The organism is Streptomyces luomodiensis, from assembly GCF_031679605.1.
Taxonomy (GTDB): domain Bacteria; phylum Actinomycetota; class Actinomycetes; order Streptomycetales; family Streptomycetaceae; genus Streptomyces; species Streptomyces luomodiensis.
Genome location: NZ_CP117522.1, coordinates 6606877 through 6626663 on the forward strand (window position 1 = coordinate 6606877; position 19787 = coordinate 6626663).

16 protein-coding genes, 1 tRNA gene and 2 pseudogenes are annotated in these 19787 nt (G+C 68.6%); 17 read left to right on the plus strand and 2 right to left on the minus strand.

What is annotated here, in order from left to right:
• Positions 1-371 precede the first annotated feature (371 nt).
• The 10 genes and pseudogenes from PS467_RS27890 (at position 372) to PS467_RS27935 (ending at position 8056) form a co-directional block, all read left to right on the plus strand.
• Positions 372-563: a hypothetical protein gene (locus tag PS467_RS27890; protein WP_311037546.1), complete on the plus strand. Its 192-nt coding sequence runs from the start codon at positions 372-374 to the stop codon at positions 561-563.
• 26 nt (positions 564-589) lie between these two features.
• A complete protein-coding gene (locus PS467_RS27895; RefSeq protein ID WP_311037547.1) occupies positions 590-2065 on the plus strand; it encodes an N-6 DNA methylase in 1476 nt (491 codons plus the stop codon).
• Entirely contained in the window at positions 2065-3357 is a 1293-nt protein-coding gene (locus PS467_RS27900) for a restriction endonuclease subunit S domain-containing protein (RefSeq protein ID WP_311037548.1), read from the plus strand. Before PS467_RS27895 ends, PS467_RS27900 begins: the two co-directional genes overlap by 1 nt.
• Before the next feature lie 378 nt (positions 3358-3735).
• A pseudogene (locus PS467_RS27905) lies at positions 3736-4244 on the plus strand (FtsK/SpoIIIE domain-containing protein); the annotation flags it as partial.
• A 24-nt stretch (positions 4245-4268) separates the two neighbouring features.
• On the plus strand, positions 4269-4451 hold the full coding sequence (locus PS467_RS27910; protein WP_432280641.1) for a hypothetical protein: 183 nt from the start codon (positions 4269-4271) through the stop codon (positions 4449-4451).
• A 31-nt stretch (positions 4452-4482) separates the two neighbouring features.
• Entirely contained in the window at positions 4483-4773 is a 291-nt protein-coding gene (locus tag PS467_RS27915; RefSeq protein ID WP_311037550.1) for a hypothetical protein, read from the plus strand.
• A 104-nt stretch (positions 4774-4877) separates the two neighbouring features.
• Positions 4878-5123: a hypothetical protein gene (locus tag PS467_RS27920; RefSeq protein ID WP_311037551.1), complete on the plus strand. Its 246-nt coding sequence runs from the start codon at positions 4878-4880 to the stop codon at positions 5121-5123.
• A pseudogene (locus PS467_RS27925) lies at positions 5120-6496 on the plus strand (replication initiator). Before PS467_RS27920 ends, PS467_RS27925 begins: the two are co-directional and overlap by 4 nt.
• Entirely contained in the window at positions 6486-6683 is a 198-nt protein-coding gene (locus tag PS467_RS27930; RefSeq protein ID WP_191069331.1) for a helix-turn-helix transcriptional regulator, read from the plus strand. Before PS467_RS27925 ends, PS467_RS27930 begins: the two are co-directional and overlap by 11 nt.
• Positions 6680-8056 (plus strand): tyrosine-type recombinase/integrase, encoded by a 1377-nt coding sequence (locus PS467_RS27935; protein ID WP_311037552.1) that lies wholly within the window; start codon positions 6680-6682, stop codon positions 8054-8056. Before PS467_RS27930 ends, PS467_RS27935 begins: the two co-directional genes overlap by 4 nt.
• A 94-nt stretch (positions 8057-8150) precedes the next feature.
• Here PS467_RS27935 and PS467_RS27940 read toward each other — a convergent pair whose 3' ends face one another.
• Positions 8151-9161, minus strand: coding sequence for a restriction endonuclease (locus PS467_RS27940; protein ID WP_311037553.1), 1011 nt, complete (start codon positions 9159-9161; stop codon positions 8151-8153).
• A 402-nt stretch (positions 9162-9563) separates the two neighbouring features.
• Positions 9564-9635 (minus strand) — tRNA-Arg (locus PS467_RS27945).
• A 226-nt stretch (positions 9636-9861) separates the two neighbouring features.
• On the opposite strand from PS467_RS27945, the gene PS467_RS27950 reads away from it, so the two are divergent.
• The 7 genes from PS467_RS27950 (at position 9862) to rho (ending at position 19602) form a co-directional block, all read left to right on the plus strand.
• Positions 9862-10293 carry a response regulator gene (locus PS467_RS27950; RefSeq protein ID WP_268974432.1) on the plus strand — a complete coding sequence of 144 codons (432 nt, stop codon included), beginning with the start codon at positions 9862-9864 and terminating at the stop codon, positions 10291-10293.
• Positions 10294-10561: 268 nt separating this feature from the next.
• The gene (gene nrtL / locus PS467_RS27955) at positions 10562-11542 is read left to right on the plus strand and encodes an ArgS-related anticodon-binding protein NrtL (protein ID WP_311037554.1); all 981 of its coding nucleotides are present in this window, start codon (positions 10562-10564) and stop codon (positions 11540-11542) included.
• A 39-nt stretch (positions 11543-11581) separates the two neighbouring features.
• On the plus strand, positions 11582-12973 hold the full coding sequence (lysA, locus tag PS467_RS27960; protein WP_311037555.1) for a diaminopimelate decarboxylase: 1392 nt from the start codon (positions 11582-11584) through the stop codon (positions 12971-12973).
• A 111-nt stretch (positions 12974-13084) separates the two neighbouring features.
• Complete coding sequence (locus PS467_RS27965) at positions 13085-14377, plus strand: homoserine dehydrogenase (protein WP_268974435.1); 1293 nt, start codon at positions 13085-13087, stop codon at positions 14375-14377.
• 87 nt (positions 14378-14464) lie between these two features.
• Positions 14465-15553: a threonine synthase gene (thrC, locus tag PS467_RS27970; RefSeq protein WP_311039980.1), complete on the plus strand. Its 1089-nt coding sequence runs from the start codon at positions 14465-14467 to the stop codon at positions 15551-15553.
• Positions 15554-16155: 602 nt separating this feature from the next.
• The gene (gene thrB, locus PS467_RS27975) at positions 16156-17070 is read left to right on the plus strand and encodes a homoserine kinase (RefSeq protein WP_311037556.1); all 915 of its coding nucleotides are present in this window, start codon (positions 16156-16158) and stop codon (positions 17068-17070) included.
• A gap of 402 nt (positions 17071-17472) precedes the next feature.
• Positions 17473-19602 (plus strand): transcription termination factor Rho, encoded by a 2130-nt coding sequence (gene rho, locus PS467_RS27980; RefSeq protein ID WP_311037557.1) that lies wholly within the window; start codon positions 17473-17475, stop codon positions 19600-19602.
• The last annotated feature ends 185 nt before the right edge of the window (positions 19603-19787 follow it).

Sequence of the window (19787 nt, forward strand, 5' to 3'; positions counted from 1 at the left end):
GCGGCTGACGCGGCGTAGGTGGGATGCGGCTCGCACCAGGCCGCCTTGGTGGTCATGGGACGGCATCGTCGAGGTGTCCTGGACGCAGTACCTGCGCAGAGCGCCGACTGATCTGGGTCAAGGCTTTTTCGCCTACCCATCCGGATCGTGAGTCGAAGGCCCGGACATACCGCCTCACCAACTCGCTGTCTTGAATCCCAAACGACGTGCACTCGACGAAAGTGCTTGAACTCCGGGCGCATTCCTAAGAAAATCCCAAATGGCGTGCACCCCGCAGCGCGTGGCCTGCGTCTTCTACTGTCCTTCCTGAAGCCGGGATCACCGGCTCACTCGTCCACTGGGAAGATCCCCCGACCTCAGGAAGGAAACCCGTGCAGCTGAGGCTGATGTACGTGATCATCGCGGTCCTCGCGGCGCTTGTCGCCGCGCTGGTCGGCAGCGTCGTGACCGTCGTCGAGGGAGGGCGTCCCACGGCGGCCTTCAAGACCGGAGCATTGACCTTCGCCGGTTCCCTGACGCTCCTTGTCGTGGTCATGGGCGCCCTGGGTGTGGTGGGCTCGTGAGTGACGTGGGTGCCCTTGGAGGACACGTGCAGGCCGAGGGTCCCTCCTCGCTAGACGAAGTGCTCGCGAAGGTGCGCCGACACCGCACGCACCTCTCGCGGCTGATGAACACCCATGACGCGACTCGCCTCGTCCTCGGGCTGCTGTACCTGAGCCGGACCGCGCACGCCGCTCCCGGCACCGGCGTACCGACATGGGCGTGGTTGCTGGGTCAGCCAGCAGGGCGCGGTTCGGGTATCCGCGCTGCCGTGAGCAAGTGTCTGAGCCACTGGCTTCCCGCAGCGGACGAACAGAGCGCAGAGGTGGACACGAAGAGCCTGATGCCCGTTCCGCCCCCTGGTTCCGAAGGACCACTGCACGCTCTCGTCCAGGCCATCGGCTCCACTCAGCGGGTCGGGCCCCTGCTCGACCACTGCCTCCGTGATCTCTCGGCGGACCAGGCAGACGGCAGCCACTACTTTACGCCGGGTGACATGGCGCGTCTGATGGTCGGTGCGGCCGTCCCCCGCGACCGGCACAGAGTGCTGGACCCGGTTTGCGGTTCAGGGGGACTGCTCGTCGAGAGTCACCGCTATGTCCGCGAACGCGTTGAGCTGAACCCGACCATGTCCTTGCATGGAAAGGAACAGCACGCCCATACCTCGCAGGTGGCCCGCATGAACTTCGCGGTGCGGGGGATCATGGCTCACGTCTTCCCGCCCGGGGACAGCCTGGCGGAGCCCGAAGCCGAGCCCTACGACATCGTCCTGGCCAACCTTCCCTTCAACCAGCGCGACTGGGCGCCGGAGGACAAGACGGATCAGGGCTCCCCCTGGTCGGGCCGCCCGGTCCCTGTCGATCCCCGGTGGCCGGAAGAACCGCCGTCCCGAGGGTCCGGCAACTCCGCGTGGATTCAGCACATCGCGCACGCGCTGGCTCCAGCCGGACGGGCTGTCTTCCTGATGGCCGACAGCGTGGCCAACAGCAGACAGCCCGTCCCTCGAAGGCTCCGCGAACGCCTCCTGCGCGACGATCTAGTCGAGTGCGTGATCGCTCTGCCACCTCGCGTCTTCGGCCACACCAAAGCCTCCGCCTGTCTGTGGGTGCTCAACAGGAACAAGAGCGCGCGCCCCGGCTGGGGTGCCCTGGACCGTCGCCGGCAGGTGCTTTTCGTCAACGCGCGGCGAGCCTTCGAACCGGTCCCGGAGTCGAGAGCACGGAGGCTGGGCGACAAGAACACGGCATTGATCCTGACCACCCTGGCGGCCTGGCGTGGCCTCTCCGAGGACGGTGCTGCGGTCGCGCCGTACAACGACGCGGCCGGCTGGTCCCGAAGCTGCTCCACCGAGGAGATCGCCGATCGCGAGTACAGCCTGATGCCGACCTCGTACGCCGTGGAGCCTCCCAGCCCCGAGCGGGACACACGGAGCCGGGTCGAGCAGCTCAAGCTCGAACTGGCCGATCAGTTTGAGCAGATGCGCGACCTGGAGCTCCGACTGCTGGACGTCTTGGAGGAGATCTGATGGAAGCCAATGCCGACCAGGTCGACTCGGGTAGAGCGGCTTGGCAGACGACCTCCATCGAAATCGAGCGGATCCGCAGGCGCATCTACACCACCTCCGGTTTCCTCGACGACGCGGCCGCCGAACAGACTGCAGGAGTCGTCAGCTCGACGTTCGTCCAGAACGGCAGGATCCTCTCGCCCAGGGCCAAGGAGTGTCGGCCGGGCAATTCCGCGCCCAGCAGGGCAACCCTCAAGGAGGGCGACCTGGCCGTCGTACTCGTCCGGCGGGTGGGCGATTCCGCACTGGTCACTGCCGAGCACGCGGGATGTACAGCAACCAGGTCGATCGGCATCATCCGAGCTGAGCCGCACATAGTGCGGTGGCTGCGTATCTGGCTACAGACACCCACGGCGAAGGCTCATATCGACGAGGACGTGACGGCACATGTCGAGCCCACCATCAGCCTCGGCACCCTCCACCGCATGCTGTTTCCGCTGCCTCCGCCAGACGTCGTCACCGCATACCACCGGGCATTCGGCCTCATCGAGGGGATGACCGCCCTCTACCAGGAGACCGCCCGCAAGGCGGTTGAACTGGCCGACGCTCTCCATGACGACTGGGCGTCGGCGATTCCGCCGTGGGAGACACGACCGCTCGCGAAAGTCGCCAAACCGAAGACGGGCAAAGGTTCCGAACGCTCGCTTCCCCCGTTGCCCGCAGAACCCACCACCGATGTAACCGATGTCATCGCCCCCAGAGATCTCTACGACCTCCCCGTGCCCCACGTCCAGAGATTCCGTCTGAGCAGGCCAGCGAACGAGGGCGACGCACATCCTCCCGGCACCTTGATGCTGAGCACCCGTTCCGACGGCGCACACATCGCTGTGCCGAGCCGACCAGCAACACCTCTCAGAGGCGTCGTGGCCGTACGACCTCATGAGGACGAGGACGGTTGGTGGCTGCTTCACGAACTCAGGAGCAGGAGCAGCGACATCACGCGGCTTGCGCAGGGCCAGAACGGCAGGGAAATCTCGGCAGGCGCCCTCAAGCGCCTGGAGGTCACCTGGCCGGACCGGTTCACGCGCACCGACTTCCACACGATGGCCGATCCCCTGCACGCCATGGCGCGACTCCTTGTCGCCAAGATCGCGACGCTGCACACCCTGCGGGACGCGCTCCTGCGCGACATCTCCGCGAAGGCCGGCGTCCTCCGAGAACCGACAACCGAGCCGGAAGAGCAGAGCGCTCCTGCTCCTCGTCCCACCGCTGGCCCCCGCACCACGGGGTATGACCGGCAAGGATCGGCCTGATCCGTGAACTTCGGCAGAAAGACGGCGGGGGATACTGTCCCGCGTTGGGATGCTATTCAGCCTTCTGCGGTGTTCTGGTTAGATCATCACGATTCATTAGCGAGTGCGGCGCCGATTCGTGACATGGCGGTGAGTACTCCGGGTGGCGAAGGGCCCGGCTGAACGCGAACTCGAAGAGCCCCTTGGGACGTGCGGAGTGTCCGAGTGCGTAGCTGTCCCAGGCGGCGAACGGCCGCGAGCGGGGCAAGTACGAAATCATCAAGGTCGATCAGGACCGCATGGCCATCGCGATGCCGAAGCACGTTGCCTATGTTCGCGTTCGTTCCGAAAGTCCGCTGCTGTGAGCCCAGGGGGATCCGAAAGCACGGACTTCATTGCGACGACAAACGTCCCGTGCCGATCGTCGTCATCGTCGACGAAATCGCCGAGCTGTTCCTCATCGCCGGTCGCAGTGAGAAGGACGAAGCGCAAGCGGCGGCCACGGCGCTGGTCCGGCTGGCTCAGCTCGGCGCGGCGCTCGGGGTGTACCTCGTCGTCGCGGGGCAACGAGTCGGCTCCGATCTCGGGCCGGGCGTCACTGCTCTGCGGGCCCAGCTCGGCGGGCGGGTCTGCCATCGCGTGGCCGACCCGGTACGGCGGAGATGACGCTCGGGGACCTCAACCCGGACGCGCTGCAAGCGGCTCAATCCATCGCGCCGGAAGACGCGGGGACGGCTGTCCTGGCATCGGCGGACGGCTGGGAGCGGGCCCGTTCGCGCCTGGTCTCGGAGGAAGAGGCCGAATCCATCGCCGCTGAGTACGCCCACCTGACCCCGTACCTCCCGGCTCTGGCCGATGGAGCCGGCGGGTTCACGGTGCACCTCGAACGCCTTGACCGCGACGAATGAGAGGGGAAGTCCGTGCTCGTGTCCATGTCGGCCGTGCTCCTGCTTGGCCTCCTGATCTGGTTCCTGCTCCACATCCGCTACCTGCGGTGGTCGGTGGTCCTGCTCTGCGGGGCCTTCGGCTTCCTGCTGGCCAAGACCGCCGCCGCGCCGGTCGTTCAGTCGGCCCTCGACGGATTCGGCGGCTTCCTGGGACAGCTCCAGTTCTGACCCATCCATCCCTCGAAAGGAGCGGCTACCCATGCCGGAATACGTGATCAAAACCGGTGACCGTGCGGCGGTCATCGCCGGACTGCGGGCCCTGGCCGACTTCATGGCCGACAACCCCGAGGTCCTGGTGCCGTATCGCCCGTCTGTCGGCGTCTGCGTCAACGCTACCGTCACCGCCGCTCGCCGAGCGGGCGCTGCGTCCGCCGCCGAACTGCTCGGCGTGCCGCTGGAAGACCTCGGTGAGGGCTACTACTCCGCGCGGCGCGAGTTCGGCCCGGTGACGTACCACGTCACCGCCGTGCCGCCCAAGGAGCGGCAGTGAACGCCTGCAAGACGGGCTCCCAGCGGGGCGCGAAGTCGCCAAACCCGACCCCGCCAGGAACCCACTCCATCCGCCACGTAAGCAGTGAAAGGAGTACTCACACTTTGTCCACCGCGAATCGTTCGCGCAAATCTCCGCCGCCTCGGTGCGAGCTGCGCGAGGAGGAGCACCCCACGTGCGTCGGCGCTGCTGAGGTCGTCCTCGTCGGCCCCGAGGAAAGGGAACTGCGGCTCTGCGCCGCGCACGCTGCGGCCGTCTGGCTGACAGAGCCGACGTTCCGCTTCTCGGCCAAGACGCGTCCGGAGGCCATCGCGGCCGTGATGCGGCAGGCGTTCGGGGGCTCGCGATGACCCAACCCAACGACTCCAAGGCGCTGCCTCCGGGGGTGGCCGCTCTCCTCGCACGGGCGGCGGATCCCGGCTTCGAGAGCTGGCATCGCGGCATCGTCCGCCTGGGCGGCTGCACCAATCCGGTTCACCTCGTCGGCGGTGTCACCATGGCCGACGCGGTGACCGGGGAAGTGCTCCGATCGTACACGCCCGATGACGACGGTGGGCGGCTGCTGGTCGCGTGCGGCAACCGTCGGGCGGCCGTCTGCCCGACCTGCTCACGCGTCTACCGGGCCGACACGTACCACCTGGTGCGTGCCGGATTGGTAGGCGGCAAGGAGATCCCGGCGGAGGTCGGCGGGCACCCTCGGGTGTTCGCCACCCTCACCGCTCCCGGCTTCGGGTCCGTCCACACGCGCCGTGAGAAGGATGGCCAGGTGCGGGCCTGCCGCCCCCGTAAGGCGTCGGACTGCTGCGCGCACGGTGCTCCTGTGGGATGACATGTCCGGCATGGGGAGGACGATCCGCGACTCGGCGAGCCGCTGTGTCCGCGCTGCTATGACTACGCGGGCGCGGTGCTCTGGCAGGCTCATGCCGGGCAGCTATGGCACCGGTTCGTGATGGAACTCCGCCGCGAGCTGGCGCGCCGTCTCGGGGTACCGCGCGAGGAGTTCGGCGAGATCGCGCGGTTGTCATACGTCAAGGTCGCCGAGTACCAGCGGCGCGGTCTGGTCCACTTCCATGCCGTGATCCGCCTCGATGGTCCGGAGGGGCCGGGTGCGCCGCCGCCTGGTTGGGCGTCCACTGACCTCCTCGCGGGAGCTGTACGGGGTGCGGTCGGCCTGGTCCGACTCCCGGCTCTCGGCGCGGATGTCGTCGGGCGGCGGGTGCTGCGCTTCGGGACTCAGATCGATGTGCGGCCTATCTCGTCGTCTGACGCCGGGGAGCGGCTGACTTCGTCGGCGGTCGCGGGCTACATCGCGAAGTACGCGACAAAGGGCGCCGAGTCGGCAGGTGCTGTGGACCGGCGAATCCGTCACGCGCGGGACCTGGCCACGCTGCCCGTGCGGGACCACACGCTCCGCATGATCGGCACCTGTTGGTGGCTCGGCGACCTGGTTCCCTTCGAGCCGCTTCGGCTGCGGCAGTGGGCGCACATGCTCGGCTACCGGGGCCACTTCTCCACCAAGTCGCGGCGCTACTCCACAACGCTGACCGCGCTCCGCCAGGCGCGCGCCGAGCACCGAGCAGAGCAGCAGCACGCCGCCCTCGGCCTGGCCGACCGGCCCGTGATCACCGTGGGTCAGTGGCGCTACGCGGGGCGCGGCTACAGCCCGGAGGCGGCTCTCGTTGCCGCGTCGGTCCGGGAGGGCGGTGGCGGTCATGGCGCGTGAGAGAGCCGAACTGCTCACCGTGCGGCAAGTGCTGGAGGAGCTGGGCGGGATCTCCCGGCGGACCTTCTACCGCTGGCGGGAACTGCGGATCGCGCCGCGCTGCATCCGGCTGCCCAATGGCGAGCTTCGTGTACGGCGCGATGTGCTCAATGCCTGGCTCGAAGATCACGCGGAGGGAGCCGCGTGAAGTCTTACAAGGTGGCCGTGTGGAAGATCAGCATCAACCGCTCAGCGAAGAAACCGACGTACCTGGTGCGTTGGGCTGTGGACGGCAATCCCTTCCATGAGGTCTACAAGACGCAAGCACTGGCCGACAGGTTCCGTGCGAAGCTGCTGCGAGCCACGGAGAAGGGAGAACCCTTCGACACCGTGACCGGTCTTCCGGATTCATTCCGGGGCGGGAAGGCAGCTGAGACCTTCCTGAAACTGGCGCTCGCGTATGTGGACGACCGATGGCAGGACGCTTCCGCGAAGCAGAGGGACAGCATGACGGACGCGTTGGCTACGGCCATTCCTGCACTGGTCAAGGCGGTGCGGGGGCGTCCTTCGCCTGAGGTACTGCGGAAGGCGCTCCGCTCGTACCTGCTGCCGGTTCCCCGGAGAGAGCGGGAGCGGCCGGCGGACGTGGCGACTGCCGTGCGCTGGCTCGAAAAGGCGTCTCTGCCGGTCGGGGAGCTTCAGGACATCAAGCACGCTCAGGCCCTGGTTGATGCGGTCAGCCGAAAGCTCGATGGGAAACCTGCGGCATCGCAGACGTACCGGCGTAGGCGGGCGGTGGTGTTCAACTGTCTGGAGTACGCCGTTGAGCTGGAGATGCTGTCTACCAATCCGCTGAGCAAGATCAAGCGCAAGCGGAAGAATGGGCACCGGCCGGTACAGGAGGTTGATCGCCGCGTCGTGGTCAACCCTCGGCAGGCGCGCGAGCTGCTGACCGCGGTGACGTACGTCGGCGGTTACGAGCGGGCCAGTGGTCGGCGGCTGCGGGCGTTCTTTGGGGTCCTGTATTACGCGGCTGCTCGCCCCGGTGAGGCGCTGGGCCTGCGGTCGTCGGACTGTGTGCTCCCCGAGAAGGGATGGGGCCGGATCGAACTTCAGGAGACGCGTCCGACAGCGGGGAAGGCGTGGACCGACTCCGACGAGGTGCATGACCGGCGGGGCCTGAAGCAGCGAGACGATGGCGAGGCGCGTCTCGTGCCTATCCCGCCGCCGCTGGTCCGGCTGCTCCGGGAGCACTTGGAGGAATTCAGGACGGGGGAGGACGGACGGCTGTTCAACAGCGAGCGGGGCAATGTCGTAGCGGCGTCGTCGTACTCCCGCGTCTGGAAGGCGACGCGGGAACTGGCGCTGCTGCCTGGCCAAGTCTCCTCGGTGCTGGCCACTCGCCCGTACGACCTGCGGCACGCGGGTGTCTCTCAGTGGCTCAACTCCGGCGTTCCTGCTCCGGAAGTGGCCGCTCGAGCGGGGCACTCAGTGGAGGTGCTGCTCAAAATCTATGCCAAGTGTATCGATGGCCAAGAGGCCGAGATGAATGACCGGATCATGAAAAGCCTCGGCGAGTAATAGGGGGAGCAGTTGTAGTGATGAGCCCCGGTTGTGGCCGGGACTCATCCGCGTGCCTCTGCTCGCTTGGTGGTCAGGCTGGAGCAAGGCCAAGCTAGCTAAGCTGGTCGCGGGTCATGATTTGGCTGAGATCATCTCCAGCCACAGCCCATCGTTTGAGCTGTGCACGACCTATTAGGTGAATTTTGAATGCATCGGCGAGTCTCCGGGCGTCTGAGGTGAAGCCTCCATTGGTCACTATCATAGTGGTGCTTGCGTTATGGATTGGGCGTGCCGTTCCGTTTACTTTCTGCACGGTTTCTGATCCGACCTTGTCGGCCACCCTGCTGAAATGTTTGCATTGAAGAACGAAGCGTTGCCCGTACCTGTCTGTGCCAATGACGTCAGCGGCGAGATCGCCCTTTTTGCCGTGGGCCTGCACGACCTGGAGTCCATCTCGTTCCAGTAGACGGGCGCAAATTTTTTCGAATTCCTTGTGTCCCGCAGAATCTAGCTGTTCTATGGATGCTGTTCCTGGCTTGCGGAACAGGTCCGATGCCTGGCTGTTCAGGAAGGCCCGCAGGTGATCGGCGGCCTTGTTGAGTCTTGTGTCTAGTCTGACCAGGTTGAGAAGTCCTGGCTCGAAGATTTGAAGAAGCCGTCGAGTTAGTAAGTATCCTGGCGATTCCCGGCAGCAAGTTCTCCTGCGTCGACTGGTCTCGTTCACGTACTGAAGGGCGGCCTTCTGCTGCATTATTTCGTCGAAGAGGATATTTGTCTGTGTGTCGATGCGGTCTAATGCAGCAAGAAACTTGGCAATATCTGATCCGGGATGGCATCCCAAAATGTCTCCATCCGCTGCCCCATGTGCTCGGCTCCGAAGTATGGCGACTATTTTGAGCAGATCATTGCATCGTCCCACGTGAAGGTCAGCCATGTCCGCGGCGTAAGAAACCTCGGACATGTTGAGTTCTTGGCGGCCCTGGAATTCCAGGTGTAGAGGGAGAGTGTCAGGTAGCCTTGATGACTCTGCTACGAGTAGAAGTATCGCTTTTGCCCAGTCGACTGTCTCGCTCATTTCGTTGGGTGGGTGCCCAACGTCGGACGTGTGTTCGATGCGCTTCATTCGTTACTATCCCTCGGCCCCCACGCGATCCAAATCGGGTAGAAGCGTAGCGCTGAGGTCCGACACCTCTCGGTGAGCGCTGTGGTCAGTTGGGCTGCGTGGCGCGACGGCGACATCAATCGATCATGAACCGGTTCCCCTGGTCGGTGACGGAGTGCTAGCAACTGGGGGTTTGGTGGGCCGATCACCTGAGGGCCGTGGCTCTACGTGCTGAGTGGGGAACAACGGCACATGTGACGGAAGGCGTTGCTGACCAGCTAGAAGGGCTTGCAAGGTCATTACGTGGTCATTACGTGATCACTGGCATGGGGCTGCGTTCGGCGGCGTCCGGCCGCACATACGCGAAGACCCCGCATCCAGCGACCTGGCTGGTGGCGGGGTCTTTCGGCACCTCGTGCGAGGTGCCCCCGGCAGGATTCGAACCTGCGCACACGGCTCCGGAGGCCGTTGCTCTATCCCCTGAGCTACGGGGGCTTGTCGCTGTTGTTTGCGGCGACGGGTAGAACCCTACCAGCTCGATCGGGGTGGTCATGAACGCTTATCGGGAGCCGGCGGTCGGGGGAGGGGAGGCGGGGGTGCGGAGGGGCGTATACCGCATGTGGAGGGCGGGGCGCAGGAGTCTTGGGGAAAGGTCCCCCGCACGTGGTGGAAGTGGGGAAAACCCGGACGCAGCCGCTGCTGCGCGCCTACTCTTCAGGATGTGCCTGGCTTGTCCGGCCGGGTCCTTGTCGTCGACGACAACAAGGTCATCCGGCAGCTGATCAGGGTCAACCTCGAGCTGGAGGGCTTCGAGGTCGTGACCGCGGCCGATGGTGCCGAGTGCCTGGAGATCGTTCACCAGGTGCGGCCCGATGTGATCACTCTCGATGTCGTGATGCCCAGACTCGATGGGCTGCATACGGCATCGCGGTTGCGTGCTGATGCTCGAACGTGTCATGTGCCCGTCGCGATCATCAGTGCGTGTACGAAGTACGAGATGGACAGCGGGAAGGCGTTGGGCGTCGATGCCTTCCTCGCGAAACCCTTCGAGCCCGTCGATCTCGTCGAGCTCGTGCGAAGGCTGATGAGGCAGGGTGCGGCCGGTGCGGCGGCGCCCGACGATGCCGAGCCGGTCGTGGGGCCCACCGGGTAGTGGGGGTGGGCCCCGGCCCGGCCCCGTGCTGCGTGTGCTCGCCCGGCCCCGCGCCGCATGTGCTCGTCCGGCTCGGCCCCGTGCTGCATGTGCTCGCCCGGTTCCCGCGCCGCGTGTGCTCGTCCGGCTCGGCCCCGCGTCGCGTGTGCTCGCCCGGTCCGGCCCCGCGTCGCGTGCGCTCGCCGGGTCCGGCCCCGTGCCGCGTGTGCTCGTCCGATGGGCGAAACCGGTTCGCTTGTCCACCCCCCTCCTCCCATACGCTTGTCCCGTGACTCCCGCCCAGCTCTCCCGCACTGTGCTGCACACCGTGCGTCGTGCCGTCGAGGACGACGAGCTGTGCGTTGCCGTGCCGGAGCGGGTGAAGGTGCGCACTCCGCCTCGGCCCGGGTGTGGGGATTACGCCACCAATGTCGCCCTGCTGCTGGCCAAGGGGGGCGGTGATGCGCTGGGTATCGCCGAGGTATTGCGGCGGCGGCTCGTCCGTACGCCCGGGATCGCTCGTGTCGACATCGCCGACCCCGGGTTTCTCAACATCACGCTCGACGCCACCTCCCATGCTCAGCTCGTGCGGGACGTCCTCTCCCAGGGGCTCCGCTACGGGCACGGTGACGCGCTCGCGGGGGTCTCCGTTCCCGTCGGGTCCAGTGCTGAGGTGCGGGCCGCGCTGGTCGGGCATGTGGTGCGGGGGCTCGTCGCGGCCGCCGGGGGAGTCGTCGTCCGGGGGGACGGGCCCGTCCCCCGGGCCGTTCCGGTCTCCGGGCGTGATCTGCTCACCTCCCTCGGGTCCGACGCCGCCCGCTGGGCGCTGCTCTGGCCCGCGGCCCACGATCTGCCCGATCTCGACCCCGCCCGTCTCCTCTCCCAGCGCGAGGACAACCCCCTCTTCCGGGTGCGGTACGCCCATGCCCGTGTTCGTGGCCTGGTGAGGAGCGCGCACCAGCTCGGCATCACGCCCGCCCCCGGCGCCTACGACCACCCCGCCGAGACCGCCCTTCTCGCCCTCCTCGCCGACCATCCCCGCACCGTCGCCGCTGCCGCCCGGCATCGTGCGCCTGACCAGCTCGCGCGGCATCTTGTCGCCACCGCCGACACGTTCTTCCGGTTCCATGACGTCTGTCCGCCCCTCCCGTCCGGCGAGGTCAAACCCTCGGCCGCCCACCGTTCCCGGCTGGCCCTTGCCGAGGCCGTCGGGGTGGTGCTCGCCGGCGGCCTGCATCTGCTCGGCATCAGCGCACCCGCCCACCTGTAAGACCTTGTCTGCACGACTCAGAGAGACAGCGAAGACAGCATGAGCCGTTCCGCCCACCCCGCCGGGCCCCGTCACGCCGATGTCCTGCCCGAGGGGCACTACGCCGCGCCGCCCGCCGATCTCAATCAGCTCGACCCGCGCGTGTGGTCCCGTACGGTCAGCCGGAACGCCGACGGTGTCGCGACCGTCGGCGGGGTCGACGTCAAGACGCTCGCCGAGGAGTTCGGGACCCCCGGCTACTTCCTCGACGAGGCCGACTTCCGGGCCCGCTGCCGGGCCTGGCGGGAGGCGTTCGGGGAGGACGCCGACGTCTTCTACGCCGGGAAGGCGTTCCTCTCCCGCGCCGTCGTGCGCTGGCTGAACGAGGAGGGGCTCAACCTCGACGTGTGTTCCGGTGGGGAGCTGGCCACCGCGCTCGCCGCCGGGATGCCCGCCGAGCGGATCGCGATGCACGGGAACAACAAGACCGTCCACGAGATCGAGCGGGCCGTGGCGGCGGGCGTCGGGCGGATCGTGCTCGACTCGTTCCAGGAGATCGCGCGGGTCGCGCACATCGCCCAGCGGCTCGGCAGGCGGCAGCCGGTGCAGATCCGGGTCACCGTCGGTGTCGAGGCGCATACGCACGAGTTCATCGCGACCGCCCACGAGGACCAGAAGTTCGGCATTCCGCTCGCCGGCGGGCTGGCCGCGGAGGCCGTGCGGCGGGCGCTGAAGCTGGACGGGCTGGAGCTCATCGGGATTCACTCGCACATCGGGTCGCAGATCTTCGACACGTCCGGGTTCGAGGTCGCGGCCCACCGCGTCGTGGGGCTGCTCAAGGAGATCCGGGACGAGCACGGCGTCGAGCTGCCCGAGATCGACCTCGGTGGCGGCCTCGGCATCGCGTACACCCCGGAGGACGACCCCCGCGAGCCGCAGGAGATCGCCAAGGCGCTGCGCGACATCGTCCACCGGGAGTGCGAGACGGCCGGGCTCGCGGTGCCGCGGCTGTCGGTCGAGCCGGGGCGGGCCATCGTCGGGCCGACCACCTTCACCCTGTACGAGGTGGGCACGGTCAAGGAGCTGCCGGGGCTGCGGACGTACGTCAGCGTCGACGGCGGGATGTCGGACAACATCCGCACCGCGCTCTACGACGCGGACTACACCGTGGCGCTGGTCTCCCGTGATTCCACCGCCGAGCCGATGCTCTCCCGCGTCGTCGGCAAGCACTGCGAGTCCGGCGACATCGTGGTACGGGACGCCTTCCTGCCCGCCGATCTGGCGCCCGGCGATCTGATCGCCGTGCCCGCCACCGGCGCGTACTGCCGCTCGATGGCGAGCAACTACAACCACGCGCTCCGTCCGCCCGTCGTCGCCGTGGGTGACGGACAGGCGCGTGAGATCGTCCGGCGCGAGACGGAGGAAGATCTCCTGCGGCTCGATGTCGGCTAGCGAGAAATGGATCTCGGATACTGGACCCGGGATAGGAAATCCCGTCCAGTGCATGAGACTGGTGCACTAACGCGCCGATGCACTAACGCGATGGATGAGAAACGAGGTCGGATGATGCGTACGCGTCCGCTGAAAGTGGCGCTGCTGGGCTGTGGAGTGGTCGGCTCAGAGGTGGCGCGCATCATGACGACGCACGCGGACGACCTCGCGGCGCGCATCGGGGCCCCGGTCGAGCTGGCCGGGATCGCCGTGCGGCGTCCCGGCCGGGTCCGCGAAGGGGTGCCCGCGAAGCTGGTGACCACCGACGCCATGGCGCTGGTCAAGCGCGAGGACATCGATGTGGTGGTCGAGGTCATCGGCGGCATCGAGCCCGCCCGCACCCTGATCACCACCGCCTTCGACCACGGGGCGAGCGTGGTGTCCGCGAACAAGGCGCTGGTCGCCCAGGACGGCGCGGCGCTGCACGCGGCCGCCGAGCGGCGCCGGGCGGACCTCTACTACGAGGCCGCCGTCGCGGGGGCGATCCCGCTGGTACGGCCGCTGCGCGAGTCGCTCGCGGGCGACAAGGTCAACCGCGTCCTCGGCATCGTCAACGGCACCACCAACTTCATCCTCGACCGGATGGACGGAAGCGGCGCCGGCTACAGCGAGGCGCTGGACGAGGCCACGGCCCTGGGCTACGCCGAGGCCGACCCGACCGCCGACGTGGAGGGCTTCGACGCCGCCGCGAAGGCCGCGATCCTCGCCGGGATCGCCTTCCACACCCGGGTCACCCTCGACGATGTGCACCGCGAGGGCATCACCGAGGTGACCGCCGCCGACATCGCCTCCGCCAAGCGCATGGGCTGCACCGTCAAGCTGCTCGCGATCTGCGAGCGGGCCGCCGATGGCCGGTCGGTCACCGCGCGGGTGCACCCGGCGATGATTCCGCTGAGCCACCCCCTGGCCTCCGTCCGGGAGGCGTACAACGCGGTCTTCGTGGAGGCCGAGGCCGCGGGTCAGCTGATGTTCTACGGACCGGGCGCGGGCGGTTCGCCGACCGCCTCGGCCGTTCTCGGCGACCTCGTCGCCGCCTGCCGCAACAAGCTGGCGGGGGCCACCGGACCCGGGGAGTCCGCCTACAGCCGGCTCCCGGTGAGCCCCATGGGCGATGTGATCACGCGATACCACATCAGCCTGGATGTCGCCGACAAACCGGGAGTTCTGGCGCAGGTCGCCACAGTCTTCGCCGAGCACGGCGTGTCCATCGATACGGTCCGCCAACAGGGGAAGGACGGCGAGGCGTCCCTCGTCGTGGTGACCCACCAGGCGAGCGACGCCGCGCTGTCGACGACCGTGGAGGCGCTCCGCCGGCTCGACACCGTCCGCGATGTCGCGAGCATCATGCGGGTCGAGGGCGAGTAGCGGCCGCAATGGCCCCGCGGAGGCCGAACAGAGGGTGAGCGGAGAGTAAGGAAGATCATGAACGCAATCGCCGACGCCGGGCCTCGAATGTCCGGCACCCGTCAGTGGCACGGCTGGCGGGGCATCATCGAGGAGTACCGCGACCGCCTCCCGGTCAGCGGGACGACCCCCGTCGTCACCCTGCGCGAGGGCGGTACGCCGCTGGTGCCCGCGCAGGTGCTCTCCGAGCGCACCGGCTGCGAGGTCCACCTCAAGGTCGAGGGCGCCAACCCCACCGGGTCGTTCAAGGACCGGGGGATGACGATGGCCATCAGCGCGGCCAAGGAGGCCGGCGCCAAGGCCGTCATCTGCGCCTCCACCGGCAACACCTCGGCCTCGGCGGCGGCGTACGCCGTACGGGCCGGGATGGTCTGCGCGGTGCTGGTCCCACAGGGCAAGATCGCGCTGGGCAAGATGGGCCAGGCCCTGGTCCACGGCTCGAAGATCCTCCAGGTCGACGGCAACTTCGACGACTGTCTGACGCTGGCCCGCGGGCTGTCCGAGAAGTACCCGGTGGCGCTGGTCAATTCGGTCAACCCGGCCCGTATCGAGGGGCAGAAGACCGCCTCCTTCGAGATCGTGGACATGCTCGGGGACGCGCCCGACATCCATGTGCTGCCGGTCGGCAACGCGGGCAACATCACCGCCTACTGGAAGGGCTACAAGGAGTACGCGGCGCCCTTCGGGGACGAGGCGCCGCGCGCCTCCCACACGCCCCGGATGTGGGGGTTCCAGGCGTCCGGCGCGGCGCCGATCGTGCGCGGTGAGCCGGTCAAGGAGCCGAGCACCATCGCGACCGCCATCCGCATCGGCAACCCGGCCTCCTGGACCTTCGCCGAGCAGGCCCGTGACGAGTCCGGCGGCCTCATCGACGAGGTGACCGACCGTCAGATCCTCGCCGCCTACCGGCTGCTCGCCGCGCAGGAGGGCGTTTTCGTGGAGCCGGCCTCCGCGGCGAGCGTGGCGGGCCTGCTGAAGGCGGCCGAGCAGGGGCTGGTCGACCCGGGCCAGCGCATCGTCTGCACGGTGACCGGGAACGGGCTCAAGGACCCGGACTGGGCGGTGGCGGGTGCGCCACAGCCGGTCGTCGTCCCGGTCGACGCGGACGCCGCGGCCGTACGGCTCGGGCTGGTCTGACCCCGGCCCAGGTCCGACCCCCACCGGTCTGGCCCCCACCGGTCTGGCCCCGGCCCGGCCTTGGTCCGACCTCGGGCTTGGTCCGACCCGATCTCCGGTCCCGGCTCCGGCCCTGCGCCGGGGCCGGGACCTGGTGCGACGGGGGTTTCAGCGGACCGCGGGACCCGGCTCGCCGAGCCCTCTCCGCGGTCCCCGACCCCGGCTCGCCGAGCCCTCCGCGTCCCGTCGTCGGCCCCGGCCGAGCCCCCCTGCCTCCCGTCGTCGGCCCCGGCTCGGTGAGCCCCCCGTGCTCCTCCTCGCCTGTTTCCGGCAACTTTCCGGAAGATTCCTCTAAAGATCCACTCAAGTGGTGGCGGAGAAGCGCGAGGGCGCGCGGGACGCTCCAGTAGAGTGGTCGCGGATGACGGCAGGGAGCGCGACACGCATCGTGCGCCTCCCGTGCGCCCTATGTCGCCACAGAACCTTCCTTCGATAGGCTGTACTGAATCCGCCCCGACGCAGAGCACTCGCCTCTGCGCGGCGTCGCGTACTTGTCGCGGCCCCCGCGGTGTTCCGTACCTCTTCGAGCAACCCCACGTAGACACAAGGAGAGTCATCGAGCGATGGCCGGTCCAGCGTTCCGCGCCGCCGCCGTCCGAGTGCGCGTCCCCGCTTCGAGTGCCAACCTCGGTCCCGGCTTCGACGCCCTCGGTCTGGCCCTGGGTCTCTACGACGACGTGGTGGTCCGGGTCGCCGACTCCGGTCTGCACATCGATATCGCCGGCGAGGGCGCGGAGACGCTTCCGCGCGACGAGAACCATCTGCTCGTACGCTCCCTGCGCACCACCTTCGACCTGCTGGGCGGGCAGCCGCGTGGCCTCGAGGTGGTCTGCGCCAACCGCATTCCGCACGGCCGGGGCCTGGGCTCCTCCTCCGCCGCCATCTGCGCCGGGATCGTCGCCGCGCGCGCGGTGACCATAGGCGGCGCCGAGCGGCTCGGCGAAGCGGCGATGCTGGAGCTGGCCACCGAGATCGAGGGCCACCCCGACAATGTCGCCGCCTGTCTGCTCGGCGGCTTCACCCTCGCCTGGACGGACGCGGGGTCCGCTCGGGCGATCAGGATGGACCCCGCGGATTCCATCGTTCCGGTGGTCTTCGTACCCGGCCGGCCGGTGCTCACCGAGACCGCCCGCGGACTGCTGCCGCGGACCGTCCCGCATGTGGACGCCGCGGTCAACGCGGGCCGGGCCGCGCTGCTCGTCGAGGCCCTGACCAGGCGTCCCGAGCTGCTGCTCGCGGCGACGGAGGACCGGCTGCACCAGGAATACCGTGCTCCGGCGATGCCCGAGAGCGTGAGCCTGGTGAACCGACTGCGGGCGGACGGCGTCCCCGCGGTCATCTCCGGCGCGGGCCCCACGGTGCTCGCGCTGGTCGAGGACGGTGCGGCCGACAAGGTCGCACGACTGGCGGGCGAGGGGTGGGCGGCCAACCGGCTGGCTCTCGACGCCGGGGGGGCGAGCGTCCTGCCGCTCACCTGACACCGCGGTCCGGGGCGCCCCGGACCCGGGAAAACTCGATAGCCGGTCTTGGAGAGGGGGAATGTTTGTTGGATCCGGTAGTGTTAATCTCAAGTCCGCACTTGATGTCTCTTGGATGTCCGCAGAGGCTGAGTGCTCAGTGTCCCCATCCGGGACCACCCTTCTTCCGGGAGCCTCCCCCACTGCCTGAGCAGCCTGCCTGAGCAGTATCGAGCACGCTCCGGAATCGGCGTGGCGGATCTCAGTGAACTCCCCGTCGCGTCGGAACCATGAATTGATCTCTCCGCCGTACACCGGCGGACCACCGCCCCGGCCCGGTCCGTAACGGAAGGACCACAGCCGGACAGCACAACCGGTCGCCGAGCCAGACAGGCCGACGCCCGCTCCAGGGAAGGACCCTTCGTGAGCGACACCACCGATCTGATGGGCGTGAACGCCTCCGGCACCTCCGACAGCGGTGTCGGGAACAACGCTGCGCCCGCTACGGACGCTTCCGCGCCCGCCACCGGTGCTGCCACTGGCGCTGCCCCGCGGCGACGCCGCTCGGGCACCGGCCTTGACGCCATGGTCCTGGCCGAGCTCCAGCAGCTCGCCTCGAGCCTTGGCATCAGGGGCACCGCACGGATGCGCAAAGGCCAGCTGATCGAGGTCATCAAGGAGAAGCAGGCCGCGGGCTCCGGCTCCGCCCAGGGCTCCGAGACCGCCCCGTCCGACGCGGAGGGGGTGACCAAGCCGAAGCGCCGTGCCACCTCCCGGGCCCGTACGGGCGATGCCGCCGAGGAGAAGGGCGGCAGCGCCAAGTCCTCGAAGGCCGCCGGGAAGGCGGAGAAGGCCGACAAGGCCGACGGGGCCGAGAAGGCCGTCGCGCAAGCGCAGATCGAGATCCCGGGCCAGCCCGGTGAGCCCGCCGCCGATGAGCAGCCGGCCGGTGAGCGCCGCCGCCGCCGGGCCACCGCGCCCGCCGCCACCCCGGCCGAGTCCGGGGGCACGGCCACCGCCGTCGAGACCAAGACGGAAGCGCGTAACGACGCCGCCGCCAAGACCGAGACCCGGGCCGAGCCCAAGGGCGACGCGAAGGCCGAGGCCGCCGCCGACACCGCCGAGGGCAAGGGCTCCCGGGGCGGTGACCGCCAGGACCGCCAGGAGCGCGGCCAGAAGGGCGACCGCCGGGAGCGCCAGCGCGACCGCGGGGACCGCCGCGGCAAGGGCGACGACGGCCAGCAGGGCGGTGGCCGTCAGCAGCGCGACGGGCGCGGCCAGGGCCAGCAGCGCGCCGACGAGGGCGACGACGAGTTCGAGGGCGGCCGCCGCGGCCGCCGTGGCCGCTACCGCGACCGCCGTGGCCGCCGGGGCCGCGACGACTTCGGCAATGAGCCGCAGCTGTCCGAGGACGATGTGCTGATCCCGGTCGCGGGCATCCTCGACATCCTCGACAACTACGCCTTCATCCGGACCTCCGGCTACCTCCCGGGTCCGAACGACGTGTACGTCTCGCTCGCGCAGGTCCGCAAGAACGGTCTGCGCAAGGGCGACCACGTCACCGGCGCGGTCCGCCAGCCGCGTGAGGGCGAGCGCCGCGAGAAGTTCAACGCGCTGGTCCGGCTGGACTCGGTCAACGGCATGGCGCCCGAAACCGGCCGCGGGCGGCCGGAGTTCGGCAAGCTGACGCCGCTTTACCCGCAGGACCGGCTGCGTCTGGAGACCGAGGCCGGCGGGCTGACGACCCGGATCATCGACCTGGTCGCGCCGATCGGCAAGGGCCAGCGCGGTCTGATCGTGGCCCCGCCGAAGACCGGTAAGACCATGATCATGCAGGCGATCGCCAACGCGATCACCCGCAACAGCCCCGAGTGCCACCTGATGGTCGTCCTCGTCGACGAGCGGCCGGAAGAGGTCACCGACATGCAGCGGTCGGTCAAGGGCGAGGTCATCTCCTCGACCTTCGACCGCCCGGCCGAGGACCACACCACCGTCGCGGAGCTGGCGATCGAGCGGGCCAAGCGCCTGGTCGAGCTGGGCCATGACGTGGTCGTCCTGCTGGACTCGATCACCCGCCTGGGCCGCGCCTACAACCTGGCGGCGCCCGCCTCCGGCCGCATCCTGTCCGGTGGTGTCGACTCGACCGCGCTCTACCCGCCGAAGAAGTTCTTCGGTGCCGCGCGGAACATCGAGGACGGCGGCTCGCTGACCATCCTGGCCACCGCGCTGGTCGAGACCGGCTCGCGCATGGACGAGGTGATCTTCGAGGAGTTCAAGGGCACCGGCAACATGGAGCTCAAGCTCGACCGGAAGCTCGCCGACAAGCGCATCTTCCCGGCGGTGGACGTCGACCCGTCCAGCACCCGCAAGGAGGAGATCCTGCTGGCGCCGGAGGAGCTGAACATCGTCTGGAAGCTCCGCCGGGTGCTGCACGCGCTCGACTCCCAGCAGGCCATCGAGCTGCTGCTGGACAAGATGAAGCAGACGAAGTCGAACGCCGAGTTCCTGATGCAGATCGCCAAGACCACGCCCACTCCGGGCAACGGCGACTGACCGGACACATCGCGTCACACCAAGGGCCTTCCCGCCGCACGGCGGGAAGGCCCTTCGTCCTGAATCGCCAGGGTACGGGTGAGATCCGCACCACAGCGGCCGGTCCCGTCACGGACCGGCCGCTGTGGTGTTATCACCCGCGAAAGTGCAGGTCAGAGCGGTAAGGCGGACGAAGAGGGGCGAAC

Bases quoted from the DNA above. Each gene is read 5' to 3' on its own strand.
- PS467_RS27900 (WP_311037548.1), top strand. From the start codon at position 2,065: ATGGAAGCCAATGCCGACCAGGTCGACTCGGGTAGAGCGGCTTGGCAG.
- PS467_RS27910 (WP_432280641.1), top strand. From the start codon at position 4,269: ATGTCGGCCGTGCTCCTGCTTGGCCTCCTGATCTGGTTCCTGCTCCAC.
- PS467_RS27915 (WP_311037550.1), top strand. From the start codon at position 4,483: ATGCCGGAATACGTGATCAAAACCGGTGACCGTGCGGCGGTCATCGCC.
- PS467_RS27930 (WP_191069331.1), top strand. From the start codon at position 6,486: ATGGCGCGTGAGAGAGCCGAACTGCTCACCGTGCGGCAAGTGCTGGAG.
- PS467_RS27940 (WP_311037553.1), bottom strand. From the start codon at position 9,161: ATGAAGCGCATCGAACACACGTCCGACGTTGGGCACCCACCCAACGAA.
- lysA (WP_311037555.1), top strand. From the start codon at position 11,582: ATGAGCCGTTCCGCCCACCCCGCCGGGCCCCGTCACGCCGATGTCCTG.
- PS467_RS27965 (WP_268974435.1), top strand. From the start codon at position 13,085: ATGATGCGTACGCGTCCGCTGAAAGTGGCGCTGCTGGGCTGTGGAGTG.
- thrC (WP_311039980.1), top strand. From the start codon at position 14,465: ATGTCCGGCACCCGTCAGTGGCACGGCTGGCGGGGCATCATCGAGGAG.
- thrB (WP_311037556.1), top strand. From the start codon at position 16,156: ATGGCCGGTCCAGCGTTCCGCGCCGCCGCCGTCCGAGTGCGCGTCCCC.